General features: G+C 69.8%; 24 protein-coding genes. 10 read left to right on the forward strand and 14 right to left on the reverse strand.

Going from position 1 to position 19,410, the window contains the following annotated elements; translation table 11 throughout:
- Positions 1-92: 92 nt before the first annotated feature.
- The gene (locus ACQP1O_RS12870) at positions 93-395 is read left to right on the forward strand and encodes a DUF4193 domain-containing protein (RefSeq protein WP_364618887.1); all 303 of its coding nucleotides are present in this window, start codon (positions 93-95) and stop codon (positions 393-395) included.
- Between the two features lie 127 nt (positions 396-522).
- Here ACQP1O_RS12870 and ACQP1O_RS12875 read toward each other — a convergent pair whose 3' ends face one another.
- The gene (locus tag ACQP1O_RS12875; RefSeq protein ID WP_433567668.1) at positions 523-1,017 is read right to left on the reverse strand and encodes a DUF3093 domain-containing protein; all 495 of its coding nucleotides are present in this window, start codon (positions 1,015-1,017) and stop codon (positions 523-525) included.
- A gap of 79 nt (positions 1,018-1,096) precedes the next feature.
- Between ACQP1O_RS12875 and dut the strand changes: the two genes are divergently transcribed.
- The gene (dut, locus tag ACQP1O_RS12880; protein WP_379446435.1) at positions 1,097-1,597 is read left to right on the forward strand and encodes a dUTP diphosphatase; all 501 of its coding nucleotides are present in this window, start codon (positions 1,097-1,099) and stop codon (positions 1,595-1,597) included.
- Positions 1,598-1,602: 5 nt separating this feature from the next.
- On the forward strand, positions 1,603-2,460 hold the full coding sequence (locus tag ACQP1O_RS12885) for a DUF3710 domain-containing protein (RefSeq protein WP_433567669.1): 858 nt from the start codon (positions 1,603-1,605) through the stop codon (positions 2,458-2,460).
- A gap of 177 nt (positions 2,461-2,637) precedes the next feature.
- On the opposite strand, the gene ACQP1O_RS12890 is transcribed toward ACQP1O_RS12885, so the two are convergent.
- Complete coding sequence (locus ACQP1O_RS12890; protein ID WP_433566038.1) at positions 2,638-3,354, reverse strand: alpha/beta fold hydrolase; 717 nt, start codon at positions 3,352-3,354, stop codon at positions 2,638-2,640.
- A gap of 164 nt (positions 3,355-3,518) precedes the next feature.
- Here ACQP1O_RS12890 and ACQP1O_RS12895 point away from each other — a divergent pair, with 164 nt between their 5' ends.
- The 3 genes from ACQP1O_RS12895 to ACQP1O_RS12905 all read left to right on the forward strand — a co-directional run bounded on the left by ACQP1O_RS12895 (position 3,519) and on the right by ACQP1O_RS12905 (position 5,634).
- Positions 3,519-3,911: an OB-fold nucleic acid binding domain-containing protein gene (locus ACQP1O_RS12895; RefSeq protein ID WP_433566039.1), complete on the forward strand. Its 393-nt coding sequence runs from the start codon at positions 3,519-3,521 to the stop codon at positions 3,909-3,911.
- 248 nt (positions 3,912-4,159) lie between these two features.
- Positions 4,160-4,756, forward strand: coding sequence for a DUF3159 domain-containing protein (locus ACQP1O_RS12900; protein ID WP_433567670.1), 597 nt, complete (start codon positions 4,160-4,162; stop codon positions 4,754-4,756).
- Between the two features lie 296 nt (positions 4,757-5,052).
- Positions 5,053-5,634, forward strand: a complete 582-nt coding sequence (locus tag ACQP1O_RS12905) for a sigma-70 family RNA polymerase sigma factor (protein ID WP_433566040.1) — start codon at positions 5,053-5,055, stop codon at positions 5,632-5,634.
- A gap of 86 nt (positions 5,635-5,720) precedes the next feature.
- On the opposite strand, the gene ACQP1O_RS12910 is transcribed toward ACQP1O_RS12905, so the two are convergent.
- Both ACQP1O_RS12910 and ACQP1O_RS12915 read right to left on the reverse strand, forming a co-directional pair.
- Positions 5,721-6,539, reverse strand: a complete 819-nt coding sequence (locus tag ACQP1O_RS12910; protein WP_433566041.1) for a potassium channel family protein — start codon at positions 6,537-6,539, stop codon at positions 5,721-5,723.
- A complete protein-coding gene (locus tag ACQP1O_RS12915; RefSeq protein ID WP_433566042.1) occupies positions 6,430-7,095 on the reverse strand; it encodes a potassium channel family protein in 666 nt (221 codons plus the stop codon). The genes ACQP1O_RS12910 and ACQP1O_RS12915 overlap by 110 nt, the downstream gene beginning before the upstream one ends.
- Before the next feature lie 213 nt (positions 7,096-7,308).
- Between ACQP1O_RS12915 and ACQP1O_RS12920 the strand changes: the two genes are divergently transcribed.
- From ACQP1O_RS12920 to ACQP1O_RS12930, 3 genes are all read left to right on the forward strand, one after another.
- Entirely contained in the window at positions 7,309-9,297 is a 1,989-nt protein-coding gene (locus tag ACQP1O_RS12920) for an APC family permease (protein WP_433566043.1), read from the forward strand.
- Complete coding sequence (locus ACQP1O_RS12925; protein WP_433566044.1) at positions 9,294-10,895, forward strand: class I SAM-dependent RNA methyltransferase; 1,602 nt, start codon at positions 9,294-9,296, stop codon at positions 10,893-10,895. Before ACQP1O_RS12920 ends, ACQP1O_RS12925 begins: the two co-directional genes overlap by 4 nt.
- A 147-nt stretch (positions 10,896-11,042) precedes the next feature.
- Positions 11,043-11,852, forward strand: a complete 810-nt coding sequence (locus ACQP1O_RS12930) for a hypothetical protein (protein ID WP_433566045.1) — start codon at positions 11,043-11,045, stop codon at positions 11,850-11,852.
- A gap of 3 nt (positions 11,853-11,855) precedes the next feature.
- Here ACQP1O_RS12930 and ACQP1O_RS12935 read toward each other — a convergent pair whose 3' ends face one another.
- Together ACQP1O_RS12935 and ACQP1O_RS12940 are read right to left on the reverse strand one after the other, a co-directional pair.
- Positions 11,856-12,542 carry an SIMPL domain-containing protein gene (locus ACQP1O_RS12935; RefSeq protein ID WP_433566046.1) on the reverse strand — a complete coding sequence of 229 codons (687 nt, stop codon included), beginning with the start codon at positions 12,540-12,542 and terminating at the stop codon, positions 11,856-11,858.
- 94 nt (positions 12,543-12,636) lie between these two features.
- The gene (locus tag ACQP1O_RS12940) at positions 12,637-13,236 is read right to left on the reverse strand and encodes a winged helix-turn-helix transcriptional regulator (protein ID WP_433566047.1); all 600 of its coding nucleotides are present in this window, start codon (positions 13,234-13,236) and stop codon (positions 12,637-12,639) included.
- Positions 13,237-13,330: 94 nt separating this feature from the next.
- On the opposite strand from ACQP1O_RS12940, the gene ACQP1O_RS12945 reads away from it, so the two are divergent.
- Positions 13,331-14,542, forward strand: coding sequence for a pyridoxal phosphate-dependent aminotransferase (locus ACQP1O_RS12945; protein ID WP_433566048.1), 1,212 nt, complete (start codon positions 13,331-13,333; stop codon positions 14,540-14,542).
- A 3-nt stretch (positions 14,543-14,545) separates the two neighbouring features.
- Here ACQP1O_RS12945 and ACQP1O_RS12950 read toward each other — a convergent pair whose 3' ends face one another.
- The 8 genes from ACQP1O_RS12950 to ACQP1O_RS12985 all read right to left on the reverse strand — a co-directional run bounded on the left by ACQP1O_RS12950 (position 14,546) and on the right by ACQP1O_RS12985 (position 19,373).
- The gene (locus tag ACQP1O_RS12950) at positions 14,546-15,289 is read right to left on the reverse strand and encodes an SDR family oxidoreductase (RefSeq protein WP_433566049.1); all 744 of its coding nucleotides are present in this window, start codon (positions 15,287-15,289) and stop codon (positions 14,546-14,548) included.
- On the reverse strand, positions 15,286-16,485 hold the full coding sequence (locus ACQP1O_RS12955) for an NADH:flavin oxidoreductase (RefSeq protein ID WP_433566050.1): 1,200 nt from the start codon (positions 16,483-16,485) through the stop codon (positions 15,286-15,288). The genes ACQP1O_RS12950 and ACQP1O_RS12955 overlap by 4 nt, the downstream gene beginning before the upstream one ends.
- Positions 16,482-17,057 carry a TetR/AcrR family transcriptional regulator gene (locus ACQP1O_RS12960; RefSeq protein ID WP_433566051.1) on the reverse strand — a complete coding sequence of 192 codons (576 nt, stop codon included), beginning with the start codon at positions 17,055-17,057 and terminating at the stop codon, positions 16,482-16,484. The genes ACQP1O_RS12955 and ACQP1O_RS12960 overlap by 4 nt, the downstream gene beginning before the upstream one ends.
- Before the next feature lie 92 nt (positions 17,058-17,149).
- Positions 17,150-17,497, reverse strand: a complete 348-nt coding sequence (locus ACQP1O_RS12965; RefSeq protein WP_433566052.1) for a hypothetical protein — start codon at positions 17,495-17,497, stop codon at positions 17,150-17,152.
- The gene (locus ACQP1O_RS12970; RefSeq protein WP_433566053.1) at positions 17,479-17,655 is read right to left on the reverse strand and encodes a hypothetical protein; all 177 of its coding nucleotides are present in this window, start codon (positions 17,653-17,655) and stop codon (positions 17,479-17,481) included. The genes ACQP1O_RS12965 and ACQP1O_RS12970 overlap by 19 nt, the downstream gene beginning before the upstream one ends.
- Positions 17,656-17,678: 23 nt before the next feature.
- A complete protein-coding gene (locus ACQP1O_RS12975; protein WP_433566054.1) occupies positions 17,679-18,701 on the reverse strand; it encodes a hypothetical protein in 1,023 nt (340 codons plus the stop codon).
- 68 nt (positions 18,702-18,769) lie between these two features.
- A complete protein-coding gene (locus tag ACQP1O_RS12980; RefSeq protein WP_364618937.1) occupies positions 18,770-18,943 on the reverse strand; it encodes a hypothetical protein in 174 nt (57 codons plus the stop codon).
- 16 nt (positions 18,944-18,959) lie between these two features.
- The gene (locus ACQP1O_RS12985) at positions 18,960-19,373 is read right to left on the reverse strand and encodes a DUF1707 SHOCT-like domain-containing protein (RefSeq protein ID WP_433566055.1); all 414 of its coding nucleotides are present in this window, start codon (positions 19,371-19,373) and stop codon (positions 18,960-18,962) included.
- Between the last annotated feature and the right edge of the window lie 37 nt (positions 19,374-19,410).

A 19,410-nucleotide genomic window follows, 5' to 3' on the forward strand; every position in this document is an offset into this window, starting at 1 on the left:
GGGCGGCATCCCACCCGATCCGGCTCCTGCCAGGAGCCGGTCAGGAGGGTGCCGGTCCGGGATATACGGAGTAAGGACGAGGGGAAGACGACATGGCAACCGACTATGACGCACCGCGGCGCAATGAATCCGACGACGTGTCGGAGGACTCGCTGGAGGAGCTGAAGGCTCGCCGCAACGAAGCCGCGTCCGCCGTCGTGGATATCGACGAATCCGATACCGCGGAATCGTTCGAGCTTCCCGGCGCGGACCTTTCCGAGGAAGTGCTCTCGGTCCGGGTCATCCCGAAGCAGGCGGACGAATTCACGTGTTCGAGCTGCTTCCTGGTGCACCACCGCAGCCGACTGGCCACCGAGTCCGGCGGTCAGCTGATCTGCATGGACTGCGCCGCGTAAGGCACGGTCCCGGAGCGTAATCCGTCAGCCCGCGCTCGGTCCGCCGAGCGCGGACCGGACGGGGCTGCGCGGAAATCCCTGTGCGAAGCAGGGCGGAACATCTCTTCGCAGCAGGGCACTCGATGAATCAGGACTGCTCGGCCGCGTTCTTCAAACCGAGCGCGGTGATGATCCGTTCCGGATGACGCGTACTGACCAGCCAGTACGGCGTCGGATCATCCGGATCATCGAGCACGAGCAACACCATGGGCCCGATCCAGGCCCGATGCTGGACGAACGCGGCGGGGTCCAGCTGTCGGCCCAGCGCCGCGCTTTTCGCACTGGTCGGCACCGGTGCGGCGCGCTTGACGAAGGTCGCGGGCAGGTGCGCGCGATCGGTGCGCAGTTCCGGGACACCGGCATCGTCGGGGGCCACTTCCACGCGATGGCGGGAGAACCACAGCAGCACCCACGCCGGTACCGGGAACAGCAGCACGTACGGCAGCCACGCCCGCACTCCTGGTGCGCCCATGTGGATTTCGGCTGCCAGCAGCCCCGTCACGACGAGCGCGACGGGCCACCACCACAGCGGCACCCAGAGGCGCTCGGTGTAGAGGGGCTCGGTCTGCTGCTTGGGATCCATGGTTACCTGAGGGGGCTGGTCGGACACGACCTCAGACTAGGTCAATGACCGAGAGGGGGAACGCGTAGGCTCGGCCTACGTGACCGGTATTCCACCTATTCCCCTGCTGCGGCTCGATCCCGGCATCCCCGTACCGACGCGTGCCCACGAGGGCGACGCCGGCGTGGACCTGTGCACCACCGAGGACGTCATCATCGAACCGGGGGAGCGGGTGCTCGTCGGCACCGGCATCGCGGTGGCGCTCCCGATCGGCACGGTCGGGCTGATCCACCCGCGGTCGGGACTGGCGGCGAAGGCGGGACTGTCGGTTGTCAATACCCCCGGCACGGTCGATGCGGGCTACCGCGGTGAGATCAAGGTCTGCCTGATCAATCACGATCCGCGTACGGCCATCGAGCTCCGGCGGGGTGACCGCATCGCGCAGTTGCTGGTGCAGAAGGTCGAATTGGTGGACTTCGTGGAGGTCGAGGCTCTCGACGACACCGCGCGCGGCGCAGGAGGATACGGATCCAGCGGTGGGCACGCCAGCCTGTCCGCGCAGTCCGGTGGGGCGGGTCAGGCGACCGGCAAGGAGGCATGACGATGGTGTTCGGACGCAAGAAGAACAAGGGCGGCGACAGAGACGACGCGTCGCAGTACGACGACGAGTACACCGAGTACGACGAGTACGAGGACGCGGACGAGTACGACGAGACCGGCTACGCGGCAGGCGAATTCGAGGAGTTCGACGAGCCCGTGGCCCGCGGCCCGGAGACCGGTCCCTACGACTACGAGGACGTCGCCGACCGGCTCGAGTCGATCGCCGAGCAGCGCCTGGATCTGGGCTCGGTCATCGTGCCGGTGCCGCCGGGCGGACAGCTGCAGGTCGAGATGACCCCCGAGGGCGCGCCGCAGGCGGTGCACCTGGCCACCCAGCACGGCCGGATCACGGTGGCGGCCTACGCCGCTCCCAAGACCTCGGGCCAATGGCGTTCGGTGGCAGCCGATCTGGCCGAGACGCTGCGCAAGGACGGCGCGCAGGTGTCGGTGGTGCAGGGTCCGTGGGGCCGTGAGCTGCACGCCGTGACCCAGGGTGCGGATCTGCGTTTCATCGGCGTGGACGGCTACCGCTGGATGGTGCGCCTGGTCGCGGCCGGTCCGACCGGTGCGGCCGACGAGAACACCCCGCTGGTGGCCGCGGCTCGCGCGGTCATGCGCGAGACCGTGGTGCGCCGCGGGGACGAGCCGCTGCCGGTGCGTGAACCGCTGCCGGTGGTTCTACCCCAGGAGCTGGCCGACCAGCTCGCCGCCGCCCACCAGCAGCAGCTGGCCGCCCAGCAGCAGGCCATGCAGGCCCAGATGGCCGCCATGCAGGGCGGCCCGGCCTTCCAGCCCGAGCAGGCGCCCGCCGAACCGCGTCGCGGCGCGGAGGGCTCGGCCATGCAGCAGCTCGGCCTGAACTGACCGGACGGTCCGGACCGGTCTGCCCGGATTCGGCTGCACGACAAGCGAAACGGGGCTCCGCCACAGTGGCGGAGCCCCGTTTCGCTGTCAGCGCGATGACGGTGCGCAGCGCGGCCACCGGACTGTCGTGAGCGCGACCCACCGCAGTCACGGACGGGCGTCGGGGACGGATTCCGGTCAGGGAGTGGGGATACGGCGTGGCAGCAGGGCGTTGATGCCCCGGGTGCCGAGGACCGACGGGTCCGCGCCCAGCTCGTCGAGGGTGATCGAGTGCAGGGTGGCGTGCGGGAGCAGCGTCGTCCAGCGCTCGGCTACGACGAAGGGGTGCACGGGGTCGTCGATCGCGCCGATGATCTCGACGGGGGCGGTGACAGCGGCCAGCACCTCGGGTTCGGGCCAGCGGTAGGCGGCGGCCTCTTCCAGGGCGGCGGGCAGCTCGGGCCACTGGGAGGTCCAGGAGCGGGTGAGGGCCTCGGCCAGCCAGGCGGGGCTGGATTCGCGCATGCGGGTCAGGACGGCGTCGAGGCCGTCGGTGCGCAGCTGGGCGGCGGTGGCGGCGGCGCTCAGGGCGGCGGGGCAGCCGGTGGTGTCGGCGCCGGTCCAGGCGGGCAGGGCGGCGACCACGCCGTACACCGAGTCCGGGTGATGCGCGGCCCACTCGACGGCGACGGCCGCACCCAGCGAGATGCCCGCGATCAGCACCGGGCCCGAGCGTGCGGCGGCGTCCAGCGCGCTGCGGTAGCTGTCGATCACCCCGCGCGGGTCCGGGTCGACCGCCAGGAAGGGCAGATCCAGTGCGGCGCAAGCGGATCCGAAGGCGCGGCGGGCGAAATGGGCGTCGGAGCCGGTTCCGGGCAAGGCGACGGCGACCGCCGGACGTGGTAGATCGGGCACCGATCGAGAGTACTGGTGACCGGCGTGCGTGGCGGGTGCAGGCCGTCCCATCTACAGTGGCGGAGGTACGGCCACGGGCGGCCGGGTGGCGAACCGCCGGGCGCCGTGGAAGGAACGAACGACGTGAGACCCACGCCGTCGAGCTCTACAGGAGAGCGTGCGAGATGCCATCCGCGGGTGGGAAGGACACCCCGTCGGGCTATTTCCGGCGGCTCAGCCGGCGCCTGACAGAGGACCTGGATCGTTTGGATGCCGAGGAGCTCGCCGAGACGTCGGAGGCGTCGGGTGCGTGCCGGGCATCGGAGTGCCGGCGCGGTGAAGAAGTCACCATGCTGGGCCGGCTCCGCAGTGTCGAGGCCTGTCCCAGGTCGGCGGGCGCCGAGGTGGAGGCCGAGTTCTTCGACGGCACCGACAGTGTGGCGCTGGTGTTCATCGGGCGGCGTCGCATCCCGGGAATCGAGCCGGGCCGTCGTATCCTGGTCCGCGGCCGGGTCGGCGAACGCGACGGCGGCAAGGTCATCTACAACCCCTACTACGAACTCCGCGGGAACTCCTGACACTCATGCCTAACCCCACCAGCAACGGCGACCAGGGCCGTGATCGCACCGAGTCCTTCGGCGCGCCTGCCCCGTTCGATCCGCCCACGGTCCAGCTCAATGCCGTCTCGGGCGACGAACCGCCACTGCGCATGGACCACGCGCTGCTGGACGAGGACATGCAGGCGCTGGTCGACGCCGAGCGCGCGGCCCGGGACGTCGCGGACGGCGAGGGCGAGCAGGAACCCGAGCAGACGCTGCTCGAGCAGATGGGCGGCCTCAGCGGCCTGATCTACTCCTCGCTGCCGGTGCTGGTGTTCGTGCCGGTGAACTCGCTGCGCGGGCTGACCGCCGCCATCTGGGCCTCGCTGGGCGTGGCCGCGGCGATCCTGGTGTGGCGCCTGGTGCGTCGCGGTCCGATCCAACCCGCCATCTCGGGCTTCCTCGGCGTGGGTGTGTGCGCGTTCATCGCCTACCGGATGGGTGAGGCCAAGGGCTTCTTCCTGTTCGGCATCTACGCCAGCCTGGTCTACGGCGGTGTGTTCCTGATGTCGCTGGTGGTGCGCTGGCCGTTGGCGGGTGTGATCTGGGGTGCGCTCAACGGGCACGGCACCGAGTGGCGTTCCGACAAGCGCGTCATGCGGCTCTACGACATCGCGACCGCGGTGTGGGCGGTGGTGTTCGTGGCCCGCTACCTGGTGCAGAACCACCTCTACGCCGCCAACAGCACCGGTCTGCTGGCTGTGGCGCGCATCGCCATGGGCTGGCCGCTGACCGCGGTGGCGGCGCTGGTGACCTTCTGGGCGGTGCGCAAGGCGGGCCATCTGCCCTCCTCGTCCGCCAAAGCCCCGGAATCCGCGGGCTAGACAACCGCCCGATCGGGCCCTTATCGCGCTAAATGTCCAGCGCGCAACACCTTCGGGGCCATTGGGGGACGGAAGGGGGTAACCAACCCACCCCTGGGGTACCTATTTCGGCGGGCCCCCGCAGAGCACGATCTTTCTCAGAAGCTTTCAACAGCTCATTCGGAGAAAGGATCGCGGAGTTGGTTACCGACGGCAAGGCAGTGGCAGCGCAGGACCGGGGCGAGGGGCTCGGGACCGCGGTGCAGACGGCAGCCTCGCGCCGGCACCCGGCGGGGCGGGGGGGCAAAGCAGGAAGCGTGGCGACGTCGGAGTCCCGGCGCGCCGCAGCGGAATTGGAAAAGCTGATCGGCCCGGCCGCCGCCGGTGACCGGGACGCGGTCTCGGAGATTCTCAAGATCGTGTATCCGCTGGTGCGCCGCTACTGCGCGGCGCGTATGGGCGGCGCGGGTCACCTGCACGTGACCGCGGACGATGTGGCGCAGGAGATCTGCCTGGCGACGGTGCAGGCCATCCCGCGCTACCGGGACCAGGGCAAGTCGTTCCTGGCGTTCGTCTACGGCATCTCGGCGAACAAGGTGGCCGACTCGTTCCGGCGGGCGCAGCTGCACCCGGCCTACCCGGTCGCGGAGTTCCCGGACGCGCCGATGAACGAGGCGGGACCCGAGGAGCGGGCGCTGGCGATGGAAACCCGCCGGGCGGCACGCGATCTCATGCAGGTGCTGTCCTCGACCCACCGTGAGGTGCTGGTCATGCGGATCGTGCTGGGGTGGACGGCGGCGGAGACCGCCGAGGCCATCGGCACCAGCCCGGGCGTGGTGCGCGTCATGCAGCATCGGGCGCTGAACCGGCTGCGGGCCGAACTGCGGGTGGCGTCCTGACGGTTCGGTGTGGACAACGGCGAGTGGGCCGGGCGCAGGGGTGCGCCCGGCCCACTGCTGTGTCCGGATCCGTGCTCGGCGCGCGGTCAGGCCGGGGCGTCGCCCGTGCTGTTGAACCCGTTGACGCCGAGCGCTTTGCGCAGCTCGTCCTCGGCTTCGACGGAGGCGACGAACAGCAGCTCGTCTTCGCCTTCCAGGGGATCGTCGGCCTGCGGGACGATGACGCGGCCGCCGCGCAGGATGGTGACCAGGGCGGCGTCGCGGGGCAGGGCGAGGGTGCGAACGGCCTTGCCCGCCAAGGGGGTGTCGGTGGGCAGGGTGATCTCGACCAGGTTGGCCTGACCCTGGCGCAGTGTCATCAGCCGGACCAGGTCGCCCACCGAAACGGCCTCCTCGACCAGTGAGGCGAGCAGACGCGGGGTGGAGACGGCGACGTCCACCCCCCATGACGAGTCGAACAGCCACTCGTTGCGGGGGTCGTTGACGCGGGCCACCACGCGCCCCGCGCCGAATTCGGTCTTGGCCAGCAGGCTGAACACCAGGTTCACCTTGTCGTCACCGGTGGCGGCGATGACCACGTCGTAGGTTTCCAGCCCGGCCTGCTCGAGGGTTTCGAGTTCGCAGGCGTCGGCGTGGGTCCAGACCGCGGTGGGCGCGCTGGTCGGGTCGATGTGGTCGAGACGGCGTTCCAGCAGCATGACCTGGTGGCCGGCGCGTAGGAGTTCCTGGGCGATGGAGCGGCCGACGGCTCCGGCGCCGGCGATGGCTACCTTCATGCTCGAGCTTCTTTCACGATCAGTCCTCGCTCGCGGGAGGATTGGCGGCCAGTGCGACGGCCTCGCCGACGCTGCCGGAGGTGGCGGCGACATAGACCACGTCATCGGCCTGCAGCATGGACTTGCCATTGGGCAGTACGCCCTGTCCGAAGCGGATGATGAAGGCCACACGCGCGCCGATGGCGTCCTCGAGCGAGTGGACCGAGCGCCCGTACCAGTTCTCGTGGAGCACGAGTTCGGTGACCGCGACGGTGCCGGTGGGGTCGCGCCAGGTGGTGGTGGACTGGTCGGCGACCAGGTTGCGCAGGAAGCGGTCGGTGGTCCAGGGCACGGTGGCGATGGTGGGGATGCCCAGGCGCTCGTACACCGCGGCGCGCTTGGCGTCGTAGATGCGGGCCACCACGCGCTCCACGCCGAACGTCTCGCGGGCCACGCGGGCGGAGATGATGTTGGAGTTGTCGCCGGAGGACACCGCGGCGAAGGCCCCGGCGCGCTCGATTCCGGCACGGGTCAAGACATCTCGATCGAAGCCGACGCCGGTGATGCACAACCCCGGGAAGTCGCGGCCCAGCCGCAGGAAGGCACTCGAGTTCTGATCGATCACCGCGACCTCGTGGCCGACGCGGACGAGAGCGCGGGCGAGCGAGGAGCCGACCCGCCCACACCCCATGATCACGACGTACACCGTACGAACCCCATTCCCGAAAACCGTGGTGTGCGGTCTGGTTGCTTGCTCGGGTCGCAACCGTACCGTTCGAGTTTCACTGCGGGCACTTTCCCCCTCCGGAAGGTGTTCAAACCGGAACCGGGAAAACCTCACAACCCGCACCCGTCACCCTACGACTGTGAGGTCGCGCCCCGAACACGGTCGCTCGCGCCCTGCCTTATGCTGCGTGGAGTGTCGAAGTTGACGACGGCCGCCAAGCGCATGCTGGTCGGCCGCCCATTCCGCAGCGATTCTCTCGGGCATACGCTGCTGCCCAAGCGGATCGCGCTCCCGGTATTCGCCTCGGACGCGTTGTCCTCGGTGGCGTACGCGCCCGAGGAGATCTTCCTGGTGCTGTCGGTGTCCGGGCTGTCGGCCTACGCCTACGCGCCGTGGGTCGGCCTGGCGGTCGCACTGGTGATGGCCGTGGTGGTTGCCAGCTACCGCCAGAACGTGCATGCCTACCCCTCCGGCGGCGGTGATTACGAGGTCGCGACCAAGAACATCGGTCCCACCGCCGGATTGACCGTCGGCAGCGCGCTGCTGGTGGACTATGTGCTCACCGTGGCGGTGTCGATCTCGTCGGCGGCCTCCAATATCGGGTCGGCGGTGCCGTTCGTCGCCACCCACAAGGTGTTGTTCGCGGTCTCGGCGATCGTGATCCTCACCGCGATCAATCTGCGCGGTGTGCGCGAATCCGGCACGGCATTCGCGATTCCCACGTACGCCTTCATGATCGGCATGTTCGTCATGCTCATCTGGGGCTTCACGCGGATCGGCCTGGGGCAGACCGTGCACGCCGAGTCGTACGGTTTCGGTCTGAAGGCCGAGGACGAGCATCTGTTCGGGCTGGCGTTCGTGTTCCTAATCGCGCGCGCGTTCTCCTCCGGCTGTGCGGCGCTGACCGGTGTCGAGGCGATCAGCAATGGCGTGCCCGCGTTCCGCAAACCCAAGTCCCGCAATGCCGCGACCACCCTGCTGCTGCTCGGTTGCATCGCGGTGACATTGTTCATGGGCATGATCGTGCTCACCCAGAAGGTGGGCATCGTGTATGCGCACAACACCGACGACCTGATCGGCGCGCCCGCCGGATACGAGCAGAAGACCCTGGTGGCGCAGCTCGCGGACGCGGTGTTCTCGGGATTCCCGGCCGGGTTCTACTTCATCACCATCGTCACCGCGCTGATCCTGGTGCTGGCGGCCAATACCGCCTTCAACGGCTTCCCGGTGCTGGGTTCGATTCTGGCGCAGGATCGTTTCCTGCCGCGGCAGCTGCACACCCGCGGTGATCGGCTGGCGTTCAGCAACGGCATCCTGTTCCTGGCGGGCGCGGCCATCGCGTTCGTGGTGCTGTTCGGCGCGGAGGTGACGCGCCTGATCCAGCTCTACATCGTGGGCGTGTTCGTGTCGTTCGTGCTGAGTCAGACCGGCATGCTGCGGCACTGGACGCGACTGCTGCGCACCGAGACCGATCCGGCGGTGCGGGCACGGATGAAGCGGTCGCGGGTGATCAACGCCGTCGGCCTCACCATGACCGCGACCGTGCTGCTGATCGTGCTGGTCACCAAGTTCCTGGCGGGCGCGTGGATCGCCATCGTCACCATGGCGGCCATCTTCGGGCTGATGAAACTCATTCGCCGTCACTACGACACGGTGTCGCGGGAGCTGGACGAGTCCGAGTGGGACGGCGTGCTGCCCAGTCGCACGCACTCCATCGTGCTGGTGTCCAAGCTGCACCTGCCCACCAAGCGCGCCCTGGCCTACGCCCGCGCTACCCGGCCCGACACGCTCGAGGCCATCACGGTGAACGTCGACGAGCCCGACACCCGCGCGTTGGTGCGGGAGTGGGAGCGCAGCGATATCGTGGTGCCGCTCAAGGTGATCGAGTCCCCGTACCGTGAGATCACCAAGCCGGTGGTGGATTACGTGAAGCGGGTCCGCAAGGACTCCCCGCGTGATGTGGTGACCGTGTTCATCCCCGAATACGTGGTCGGCCACTGGTGGGAGCAGTTGCTGCACAACCAGAGTGCGCTGCGGTTGAAGGGCCGGCTGCTGTTCGAGCCCGGTGTCATGGTGACCAGCGTGCCCTGGCAGCTGTCCTCCTCGGCGGGCCGGGCCCGTCCCGGCCGGGTGGTCAACGCCCCCGGTTCGGTGCGTCGCGGATTCGGAGACGAGGCATGAGCGCTGGATCCGATTGGTACGGTGAGGTCTTCGAGGTCCGCCTGGGCCCGCCCGGCCACGGCGGCTTCTGCGTGGCCCGCCACGAGGGTCGCGTGCTGTTCGTCCGCCACGGCCTGCCCGGTGAACTGGTCCGCGCTGTCGTCACCGAGGACCGCGGCGGCTCCTTCTGCCGCGCCGACGCCATCGAGATCCTCGACCCCTCGCCCGACCGCATCCCCGCCAGCTGCCCGGTCTCCGGCCCGGGCGGCGCGGGCTGTTGCGACTTCACCTTCGCCACCCCCGAGGCCCAGCGCGAGCTCAAACGCCAGGTCGTCGCCGAGCAGCTGCGCCGCCTCGCCGGCTGGGAACCGGACTTCGCCGTCGAACCGATCCCGGCGCCGCCCGGTCCGGCGATCGGTGGTGTGGCACAGCGAACCTCACTCGGTGCACCGATCCCGGAGCTCGGCCATCCCGGGCGGCTCGGCAACGTGACGACCGACCTCGGCTCGACTCTGCTCGGCGGTCGTGCCGAGCCCGCCGCGACGGCCCCGCGCCCCACCCCGGGCACGAGCGTCGCGCCGGGTCGAATCGGCGGAGTGTCGACACCCTCGGCGCGTGCGCTCATCGCTCGCCCCGGTACCGGGGAAACGGCACAGGGCGGCGAGCCTTCGGCGGGGTCGTATACGGCGGGGTGGCGGAGCCGGGTGCGGCTGGTGGTGGACGCGGAGGGGCGGGCCGGGGTGCACCGGTATCGGAGCAACGAGGTGATCGCGGATCTGCGGTGCCCGCAGCCGGTGGCCGGGGCCATGGCGGGGATCGGCGAGCGGGTGTGGACGCCCGGGGCGGATCTCGTGGTGGCCGTGGACGGGGACGGGGTGCGGCATGTCGTCGAACTGGCTGCGGCCGGGGCGGAGGCGGGCGGTCCGCGCGGGCGTCGTGAAAGAGGCGGTGGGGCAGGGGATTCCGGTCGGCGTGGCGGGGGTGATCGGCGCAGTACCGCCGCGCGGCGGGCGGCGGCGCACAGTGCGCGGACCGAGCGTGTGGTGGATGGCAGCGGCCGGGCGGTGCAGTACGTGGGCGAGCGGCGGTGGGAGCTGTCGGCGACCGGGTTCTGGCAGCCGCATTACGGTGCGGCGCAGTGCTATTCGGATGTGGTGGCGGAGTGGGCGGACTGCGCGCCCGGGGCGCTGGTCTGGGACCTGTACTGCGGCGTGGGCGTGTTCGCCGCGCGGCTGGCGGAGCAGGTCGGTGTGACCGGGATGGTGCACGGTGTCGAGTTCGCGCGCACGGCGGTCGCCGAAGGGCGTGCCGCGCTGCGGGATCTGCCGTGGGTGGACCTGACCGTCGAACGCGTCGAGCGGTGGATTCACGAACAGCCGGATACCGCACCGGATGTCGTCGTGCTCGACCCGCCACGCGCGGGCGCGGGCAAGGACGTGATCAATGCGCTGAGTGAGCGTTCCCCGCGGCGCATCATTCACATCGGTTGCGACCCCGCCGCTTTCGCCCGGGACATCGGTCTCTACCGCGCCGTCGGCTACCAGCCGGTGGACCTGCGCGTCTTCGACGCCTTCCCCGGCACCCATCACGTCGAGTGCATCGCGGTCCTGGAGCGCTGACCAGGTCCTTCGAGATCGGGGAGCTGTCCCTGCGGAATGTCGCCCGATGCGCCGCACCGACAGCTTCCCGATCTCGGTGTGGCGCCTCGGGATCGCGGGGGATGGGTTGGGGCGTGGGCGGTTCGGGGGTGCGCCAAGATGTTGCCCATGACTACGTTGTCGGATCCGACTGTGGCGTCGGTGGTGGAGCTGATCTATGGGGATCAGTCGCGGTTCCACTCGCTCGAGGCATTGCTGCTGGGGGTGGATCTCAAGCGGCCGGAGTACGGCGTCGAGTTGTGGGTGAACGCCGACAGCTACTGGGGGCGGCTGGTGACGCCGGTGTACGGGGCGCGGCTGGTGGCGCTGGGCGGGAACGCGGAGGCGGATCGGGCGCTGCTGGATCTGGTCGAGGTGACGGTGGCGCGGTTCCTGCAGGGAGAGTCCCTGGCGCGCAAGAAACTTCCGGCGTGGATGCCGGCGCTGCGCACGGCGCTGCTCGAGGACGGCTACCGGATGAAGATCGACCGGGTGATCGGTGCCGGGCCGGAGGCGAGCGTGCGATGTCTCCTGAAACCCACGGCGTGGCTGCCGATGCGGCTGGCCGAGCGGGTGGCGCTGCTGGAGACCGAGCTCGAGGTGCGCGGCCAGCAGACGGCGCTGAATCACCTGCGGCACGCGGTGAAACACTATGAGCGGGGCCGGTTCCCGGCGTGTGAGAAGCGGCTGCGGTCGGCGTTGCAGCAGGTGACGGCATACGCGGCGGGAACCGGTGATCCGGACGGCGCCCGCAATGTGCGGCACCTGGTGGACACCGGCCGCCTCACCATCGCGCAGGGCACGCGGCTGCTGCGCGATCTGCGCGGGATGGTCGTCGAGGACCCGTTCCCGCATCGAACCCGGGCGGACGCCACCCGGTTTCGCATTCAGCTCACCGCCGTGCGCGCCGGTTCCCTACTGGCGCAGGTCGAGCTCTGAGACTCAGGCCAGCTGCCAGGTGATCCGGACGCTGGTGGACAGTTCGCTCTCACCGAGCTCCACCGGCACCGCGCCGCCCGGAGCGGCCATCTTGTTGGCGGCGAACGCGATTCGCGGCGTGGGCGCGGGACCTGAGACGTTCTCGGTGATCTCGAGCACCGGTCCCAGCCTGCGGCCCGCCCGGAACACGTACTGTTCGGCCTTGCCCAGCGCGTGGTCCCAGGCGGCGTCGCGGGCGCGGACCATGAGGTTCTCCTCGTCGGCGACGGTCAGCGTCAGCCCGCCCAGGCGTACATCGTCGCCCCCGGCGTCGACCGCGTGCGCGATGATCGCGGCGGGCCCGCCGTCGGCGGCGGGTTTCGCCTCCCCGTCGGGTCCGGCGATCTCGCGTAGCGTGACCGTCAGCGCGGTGCCGGCGATGTAGCCGACCAGCTTCTCCCGATTCCCCTCGGTCCATACGGTTTCCGCGCGCACCGTGAGCCCGCTGGTCGTGATGTCGCGACCCGCCACGCCGTCCGCGCGCAGCGACGAGATCACCGCGTCGGCGCGTTCCCCGGCCCGCGTGTAGGCGGCGGCCACGGTGTCGGCACGCGTCTCGACCGAGATCGACACCCGCATGATGTCCGGCGTGGCACTGGCACTGCCGGAACCGATGATCGTGATCGTGCCGATGGCGTTCTCGCTGGTCACGGATTTCTCCTCGATCGATGCGGGCACAACCCAGCCGATGCTACCGACGGCCGCCGACCACCCGCCGCCACCGCGTCGACGAGGGTGACGCGGTTCAGGCGACCGGTTGCCCGGTTCCGGCCGCCTGGTCGAGGGTCGCGGTGAGCGAGCGTGCGCCGGTGGCGATCTCGCTCGCCGCGGCCAGCTCCAGCCGGATCTCCAGATCCGGTGCGGCGGCCGGGCCGTCGTGATGGGTGAGGCCGGATTCGGTGATCACGTAGTGGAAGGCGGTCTCGCCGATGCGGACCGTGACGGTGCCGGCGGGCACCAGCTCGGCCACGGCACGTCCGAGGGGGAGCGCGAACCAGTGCGCCCGCACGGCGTCGGTCGGGCGCTGCTCGCCGAGTTGTGCCGCGCCCCAGGCCGACAGCGAGTCCAGCACCGGCCGCAGCGCCGCGCCGGAGTCGGTGAGCTCGTAGACCGCGGTACCGGCGCGAGGGCCGACGCGGCGTTTGGTGAGAATCCCGTCACGCTCGAGGTCCTTGAGCCGGGCGGCCAGCACATCGGTGCTGATGCCGGGCAGGTCGGCGAACAGGTCGCTGTATCGGCGCGGGCCCGAACACAATTCGCGGACCACCAGCAGGTTCCATCGGTCGCCGACGATGTCGAGGGCGCGGCTGACGGTGCAGTAGTGGTCGTAGCTTCGGCGTGTCACGATCCCACTCTAACCAACAACTTGGAAATACCAAGTGCAAACTTGGAATTTCCAAGTAGAGTGTGCGGCAACCACACCGAGAAGGGGTCGTTTGATGCAGGTGAAGCAGTCGAGCAAGCTGGCGGGCGTGTCCTACGAGATCCGCGGGCCGGTCGCCGAGCACGCCGCACGGCTGGAGGCGGAGGGGCATCACGTCGTGAAGCTCAACACCGGCAACCCGCTGCCCTTCGGCTTCGAGGCGCCCGCCGAACTGCTTCAGGACATGGTCCGCAACCTGCCGCGGTCCAGCGGCTACTCCACCTCCAAGGGCCTGCTCTCGGCGCGGCGCGCGGTGGTGCAGTACTACCAGACCCTCGGGCTCTCCGAGCTCGACGTCGAACAGGTCTTCCTGGGCAATGGCGTCTCCGAGCTCATCATGATGGCCATGACCGCGCTGCTGGAGAACGGCGACGAAGTCCTGGTTCCCGCACCGGATTTCCCGCTCTGGACCGCCGCCACCGCGCTCAACGGCGGCCGGCCCGTGCACTACATCTGTGACGAGGGCTCGGACTGGATGCCCGATCTGGCCGATATCGAGTCCAAGATCACCGATCGCACCCGGGCGCTGGTCATCATCAACCCGAACAACCCCACGGGCGCGGTCTATTCGCCCGAGGTGGTGCGCCAGATGCTGGAGATCGCCCGCCGCCACAACCTGGTGGTGTTCTCCGACGAGATCTACGACAAGATCCTCTACGACGGCCTGACCCACACCGCGACCGCCGCGCTGGCCCCGGATCTGTTGTGCCTCACCTTCTCCGGGCTCTCCAAGTCCTACCGCGCCGCGGGCTTCCGCGGTGGCTGGCTGGTGGTATCGGGCCCGATCGAGCACGCCGAGAACTACCTCGAGGGCCTGACCATGCTGGCGGGTCTGCGGCTGTGCGCGAATGTCCCTGCGCAGCAGGCGATTCAGGCCGCGCTCGGCGGACACCAGAGCATCTACGACCTCACCCTGCCCGGCGGCCGCCTGCGCGAGCAGCGCGACCGCGCGTGGGAGGCGCTCAACGCCATCCCGGGCATCTCGTGCGTGAAGCCCCGGGGCGCGCTGTACGCCTTCCCGCGCATCGACCTCGACATGTACCGGATCCACGACGACGAGCAGTTCGTGCTGGATCTGCTGCTGCGCGAGAAGATCCACATCGTGCAGGGCACCGGCTTCAATTGGCCGCGCCCCGACCATTTCCGGATCGTGACGCTGCCGCACGCCGATGAGCTCGAGGCGATCATCGAGCGCATCGGACGTTTCCTGGCGACCTACAAGCAGTAGGTCTCAGACCGGGCGGCCCGCCGTCATCCCGCCGTCGACCACGAATTCGGCGCCGTTGCAATAGCTGGATTCGTGGCTCGCGAGGAACACGACCAGCGCTGTGACCTCTTCGGGCACGCCGAGGCGGGCCAGGGGGTTCGCGTCGCGATCCGTGGTCGTACCCTCGGGCACGCCGATCATCGGGGTCATGATCCCGCCCGGGTGAACGGAATTCACCCGCACGCCGTACTGGGCGAGCTCGAGCGCCGCGGACTTGGTGAGCCCGCGCACCCCGAACTTCGAGGCGGTGTAGGCGTGCGCGCCCGGCACGCCCTGGATCCCGGCGGCCGAGGAGATGTTCACCACGGCCGCCGGCCGGGCCGCCACCAGGGCGTCCCGGGCGGCGGTCAGGCCCAGGAACGGCCCGGTGAGATTGATCGACAGGGCCCGCTGCCACTGCTCCTCGGTGTAGGTGCCCAGCGGTCCGAAGTCGAGGATGCCCGCGTTGCTGACCAGCACGTCGAGCTTGCCGAAGCGGTCGACCGCAGTGTCCACGGCCGTACGCCAGTCCTCGGCCTTGGTGACATCGAGGTGGACGTACGCCGCGGCGTCACCGAGTTCGGCGGCCAGTTTCGCGCCCGCCTCGTCGGAGATGTCGCCGATGAGCACCGAGGCGCCCTCGGCCACGAACGCCCGCGCGTGCGAGGCCCCCATTCCCGATGCCGCGCCACTGATCAGCGCCACGCGTCCGTCGAGTCGTCCGCTCATGCCCGTTGCCTTCCGTCGAGATCGATAATGGTCCGCTCCGGCCGGAACACGCAGCGGGTGGTGGTGTAGATGGTGGGCATGCACTTGTTGCAGTGCACGCACGCCGACTGGGTCGCGGCGTCGGCCTGGATGCGCTGCAACAGATTCGGCTCGCGCAGCAGCGCGCGGCCCATCGCGACGAACTCGAAGCCCTCGGTCATGGCCAGGTTCATGGTGTCCAGATTGGTGATGCCGCCCAGCAGGATCAGCGGCATGGACAGCTCGCGGCGGAACTGGCGGGCCCGCTCCAGCAGGTACGCCTCGTGGTACGGGTACTCCTTGAGGAAGGCGCGCCCGACCAGCTTGAAACCCATGCGCGCCGGGCCGGGCAGCACCTCGGCGAATTCCTTGCGCGGCGCGTCGCCGTGGAACAGCAGCATGGGGTTGAGAAGTGAACTGCCCGCGGTCAATTCGAGGGCGTCGAGATTGCCGTCGGCCTCCAGCCAGGCGGCCACCTGGATGCTCTCGGGGACCGTGAGCCCGCCGCGACGGCCGTCCTCCATGTTGAGTTTGGCGGTCACCGCCAGCCGGTCGCCCACGGCATCCCTGACGGCGCGGGCGATTTCGCGTGCGAGCCGGGCCCGGTTGGCGAGCGTGCCGCCCCACTTGTCGCGACGGTGGTTGAGCAGCGGGCTCAGGAACGAGCTCACCAGATAGTTGTGGCCGAAATGGATTTCGATCGCATCGAAGCCGGACTGCTCGGCCAGCAGCGCCGCATTCGCGTGTGCCGTGATGAGTTCCCGGATCTCGGATTCGGCGGGCACCTTCATGGCCTTCATGCTCAGCGGACTGAACATGCGGCTCGGCGAGAGTGCGGGCGCCCGGTTGGAGGCGGCATTGGCGACCGGACCGGCATGCCCGATCTGGGCGCTGGCGGCGGCACCCTCGGCGTGCACGGCGTCGGTCAATTCCCGCAGTCCCGCAACGGCTTCCGGCCGCATCCAGATCTGGTGCCGGTCGGTGCGACCGCCCGGCGCGACCGCGCAGTAGGCGACGGTGGTCATGCCCACCCCGCCCGCGGCGACCTCGCGGTGGAAGTCGATGAGCTCGGGGGTGACCAGTGCGTCGGGGGTGCGTCCCTCGAAGGTGGCGGCCTTGAGCACCCGGTTGCGCAGGGTGATCGGGCCGAGTTTCGCCGGTGCGAAGATCTCGTTCATGGTTGTTCTCCTGGTGCGGTGAGTCCGGCCACCACGAAGTTCCGCAGGGCCGTCAGCGCCGGTTCGGGCATCCCGTGATCCTCGATCTCGGGAGCGCCGAACCGCATGATGATCAGGTCGAAGGCCAGCATCCAGCGCTGTCGCGCCTCGCCGGCCCGCAGTTCGGGCAGCAGCGCGATCCAGGAATCCATCCGGAACCACGGCCCCTGCCACGAGGTCTGATGCCGGCCCAGTACGAAGCGGGCCAGCAGTCGAAGATGCAGACGCCCCAGCGGATCCGCGGCCAGCCCCTGGAACGGCGCGAGGATGGTGTCCACCACCGCGGGCACCGAATCCCGTCCGCCCGTGGCCCGGGTCAGCCCCTCCTCCCACAGCGGCCCGAGCCGGGCCTCGATGAGCGCGGCGACCAGCGCCTCCTTGGACCCGAAGTGGTAGTGCACCGCCGCGGGATTGGCGCCCGCCGCCGCGCACACGGCGCGTACCGAGACCTCGTCATAGGGCTCGGTCAGCAGTAGTTGCTCGGCCGCCGCGAGCAGCCGTTCCCGCGTTCCCGCGGACACCTTCTCGACCATGACAAGCAGTGAAACACGGTTCAATCAGTAATTCAATCATTGATTGAATTCGACTTCGGCGGCAGCACCATCGCGCCGGGCAGCAGGAGCCGTCACTCGCTCTGCGACCAGGCCGCGACCGGCAGGGTCAGGTAGACGCCGATATTCGCGTCGACGAACTTCTCGATATCGGCGAGCAGCTGGTCACAGCGCTCCTGCCGGTTCTCGGCCCGGCTCGCGAAATACTTCGACCGGACCTCGATGACCACATCCATCCCGGAGCGATCGAACTTGCCCAGCGGATGGAAGCGGATCTCGACATCCCCCGGCTGCAGGTCGCCGTCGTAGGGCTCCTCCGGGCATTCGACGGCGAGGGACACCAGGTGTGGCAGCCATTTGCCCAGCTCACGCAGCACGGTCTCGGGAAGCTCCGGCTTGTAGGTCACCTCGACGAGGGGCATCCGGCCAGTGTATTAGCCGAGGCGAGGACCGCCCGGGCGTCGTCGGCGTACCAGGTCGGCCAGTCGGGGTTGGGTTCCTCGGGGATCAGCGGCACCGCGTAGGGGGTCAGCTCGCCGACGACCGCGGCGGAGATCTCGTCGTCGTCCATGGTGGCCACGACCCGAGCCGGATCGGCGCGGGTCAGGAGGTGCGGAGACTGGCGATCATCTGCGCGGCCCGGTCGGCGGCCAGTTCGCCCCGGGTGCCGCGGTCGGCGAGGATGGCCAGCACCAGCAGCGCCTTGTTCGGGCCGGAGAACGCGAAGGTGTAGATCGAGTAGCTGGTCGTGGTGCAGCCCGGCGCGCCCGGCTGCCAGCTGCCGGAGGTCTCGACCCGCTGGCCGGTGATGCCGCTCGTGGTGGTAACCGCGGCCGGCGCGCCCTGGTTGCCGCCGGTCGCGTCCGAATAGCCGCTCTCCGCCGAGATTCTCGCCACCTTGACCGCCGCGGCGGCGGGATCGCTGCCGTCGACGTGGGCGACGAAGGCGAGGGTCCGATATGCCGAGCCCGCGCAGTAGTCGTTGCCCTCGGTGGACTTGGCGTGCCCGATGACCGAGCCGTCGGTCCCGGTCTGCACGGTGATGTCGGTGGGCTCGGCGATCGTCCACCCGGCGGGCACGTCGTAGCTGATACCCAGTGCCGGGGAGACCACGGTGGTGCTGCCGGGCTTGGGTGCGCCGGACCGGGACGGCCCGGTGGTGGACGGCCCGCCCGAGGGCGTGGCGCCGGTCGTGCCGGGCGCGGCGGTGGTGCCGCTGCCGGAGGAGTCCCGGGTCAGCACGTACGCCGCGATACCGCCGCCGGCCAGTACGATGACCGCGGCCAGCGCGGCGAGGATCAGCAGGGGGCGACGGGGCCCGCCGCCGGGTGCGGGTGGCTGCGCGTAGCCCGGAATCGGTTGCTGCCCCGCATAATTCGGGACGGAATGCTGCCCGGTGACGTACTGGTGGTGCTGCCCGGTGACGTACTGGGGCTGCTGGCCCGTGACGTACTGCGGAGGCGCGAGCTGGTACCCCGGGGGCAGTTGCGCGGCAAAGCCCGGATACTCGGTCGGCTGCGGTGCCTCGCCCGCCGGATAACCCCAGTCCTGTTGTCCCGCATCGGGATAGCCCCAGCCTTGTGGCCCGCCGTGGGGGTTCGCCCAGTGATCATTGTTGTCGGTCACGTGTTTTCACCCTCCGGCCGCACCGAGCCGCCTCGGCTTGGTCGAAGCCCGACCCTATCGGGTGTGCACTAGCCCTGCGATGCGGGCGCGTCCGGGCCGGGATCCGGCCGGGCCGGGGACACCCGGATCACCCCGGCGTCCAGATCGAGGCTGACCCGGGGCCGGTGGCCCTCGCCGCTGCCGTCCTCGCTGCCCTCGTCCTGCAGCTTCTTGCCGGGGAACAGTTCGCCTATGACGCCCACGAATTCACCCTAGCCCTCACATCCGGTGGTAGCGCGGACCGCGATACCCGTACCGCCCGCGTGCGAAGACGAAGAACAGCACCGGGAACAGGAAGAACGGGAAGAAGTGGGTGGTCACCGCGAACGCGATCACGAACACCAGCAGCACGCCCGCACCGATCGGGGCCAGCGGCAGCGGGCGGCGCGGCGCGGGCGGCGGGGCCGGGATCTGCGGCGCGGGCGGTTGCGGCCGGGGCAGGTCGCCGAACAGCACCGCCAGCTCGCCCACGGTCTTGGCCGCGTATGCCCGGCCCACCCGCTCGTCGTATTCCGCGACGTCGAGCCGTCCGGCCGCGAAATGCTCGCCCAGTGCCGCGGCGGCCTGCTCGCGTTCCGCGGTGCCGACGCGGACGGTGGACGGTCCGTAGACCGCGGGATCGAAATCGGTCATGACAATCCACCTCGGGGGAGGGAAGCAATCTCGTTGT

This window comes from Nocardia sp. CA-151230, from assembly GCF_050942175.1.
Lineage (GTDB): Bacteria > Actinomycetota > Actinomycetes > Mycobacteriales > Mycobacteriaceae > Nocardia.

Bases quoted from the DNA above. Each gene is read 5' to 3' on its own strand.
- ACQP1O_RS12870 (WP_364618887.1), top strand. From the start codon at position 93: ATGGCAACCGACTATGACGCACCGCGGCGCAATGAATCCGACGACGTG.
- ACQP1O_RS12875 (WP_433567668.1), bottom strand. From the start codon at position 1,017: ATGGATCCCAAGCAGCAGACCGAGCCCCTCTACACCGAGCGCCTCTGG.
- ACQP1O_RS12895 (WP_433566039.1), top strand. From the start codon at position 3,519: ATGCCATCCGCGGGTGGGAAGGACACCCCGTCGGGCTATTTCCGGCGG.
- ACQP1O_RS12900 (WP_433567670.1), top strand. From the start codon at position 4,160: ATGGGCGGCCTCAGCGGCCTGATCTACTCCTCGCTGCCGGTGCTGGTG.
- ACQP1O_RS12910 (WP_433566041.1), bottom strand. From the start codon at position 6,539: ATGGCAAGTCCATGCTGCAGGCCGATGACGTGGTCTATGTCGCCGCCA.
- ACQP1O_RS12925 (WP_433566044.1), top strand. From the start codon at position 9,294: ATGAGCGCTGGATCCGATTGGTACGGTGAGGTCTTCGAGGTCCGCCTG.
- ACQP1O_RS12930 (WP_433566045.1), top strand. From the start codon at position 11,043: ATGACTACGTTGTCGGATCCGACTGTGGCGTCGGTGGTGGAGCTGATC.
- ACQP1O_RS12945 (WP_433566048.1), top strand. From the start codon at position 13,331: ATGCAGGTGAAGCAGTCGAGCAAGCTGGCGGGCGTGTCCTACGAGATC.
- ACQP1O_RS12950 (WP_433566049.1), bottom strand. From the start codon at position 15,289: ATGAGCGGACGACTCGACGGACGCGTGGCGCTGATCAGTGGCGCGGCA.
- ACQP1O_RS12955 (WP_433566050.1), bottom strand. From the start codon at position 16,485: ATGAACGAGATCTTCGCACCGGCGAAACTCGGCCCGATCACCCTGCGC.
- ACQP1O_RS12960 (WP_433566051.1), bottom strand. From the start codon at position 17,057: ATGGTCGAGAAGGTGTCCGCGGGAACGCGGGAACGGCTGCTCGCGGCG.
- ACQP1O_RS12965 (WP_433566052.1), bottom strand. From the start codon at position 17,497: ATGCCCCTCGTCGAGGTGACCTACAAGCCGGAGCTTCCCGAGACCGTG.
- ACQP1O_RS12985 (WP_433566055.1), bottom strand. From the start codon at position 19,373: ATGACCGATTTCGATCCCGCGGTCTACGGACCGTCCACCGTCCGCGTC.